Below are 665 nucleotides of genomic sequence, written 5' to 3' on the forward strand. Positions count from 1 at the left end.
ATTCGTTTATGCTCTCTCCTGCGCGACTTGTTTTGGCAATACTGTTTATAACCGTATTGAGCGCATGTGGGCAAAAAGGCGCCTTGTATATGCCTAGCGATGAACGAGCATCAGATGAGTCGACTGAGCAGTCTCAATCGGAGCCATCACTCGAAAATTAAGGTACGCTGCGCGTAAGCGCGGTCGTTAGGTTATGGATTATTTTGTTTCAAAACAGGGCCAACTGTTTGCAGAAGATGCCGCCCTCAGTGATATCGCTGAGGAGTATGGCACACCGACTTACGTATACTCCCGAGCAACGCTAGAGCGTCATTATCATGCATATGATCGTTCCTTTGGTGACTATCCCCATCTCATTTGTTATGCCATTAAAGCGAATTCTAATCTCGCGGTTTTGAGTATTTTAGCCAAGCTTGGTTCAGGCTTCGATATCGTCTCCATTGGTGAGTTGCGCCGAGTAATCGCAGCAGGTGGCGATCCGTCGAAGGTGGTGTTTTCTGGTGTAGGAAAGCAGGCGGACGAAATGGCTGAGGCTCTCAAAGCCGGCGTTCACTGTTTTAACGTCGAGTCTGAGTCAGAGTTGAATCAGCTGAATGATGTTGCAATGGCAATGAATATGCAGGCGCCTGTTTCTTTGCGGGTCAACCCGGACGTGGATGCAAATA

General features: G+C 48.3%; 1 protein-coding gene and 1 pseudogene. Both read left to right on the forward strand.

What is annotated here, in order from left to right:
- Nucleotides 1-8: 8 nt before the first annotated feature.
- On the forward strand, nucleotides 9-161 hold the full coding sequence (locus A3751_RS23820) for a lipoprotein (RefSeq protein WP_082863073.1): 153 nt from the start codon (nucleotides 9-11) through the stop codon (nucleotides 159-161).
- 32 nt (nucleotides 162-193) lie between these two features.
- A pseudogene (locus tag A3751_RS01290) lies at nucleotides 194-665 on the forward strand (diaminopimelate decarboxylase); the annotation flags it as partial.

It is taken from the genome of Oleiphilus sp. HI0080 (assembly GCF_001635135.1).

Excerpts from the sequence above, each read along its gene's own strand:
- A3751_RS23820 (WP_082863073.1), top strand. The coding sequence starts at position 9 with ATGCTCTCTCCTGCGCGACTTGTTTTGGCAATACTGTTTATAACCGTA.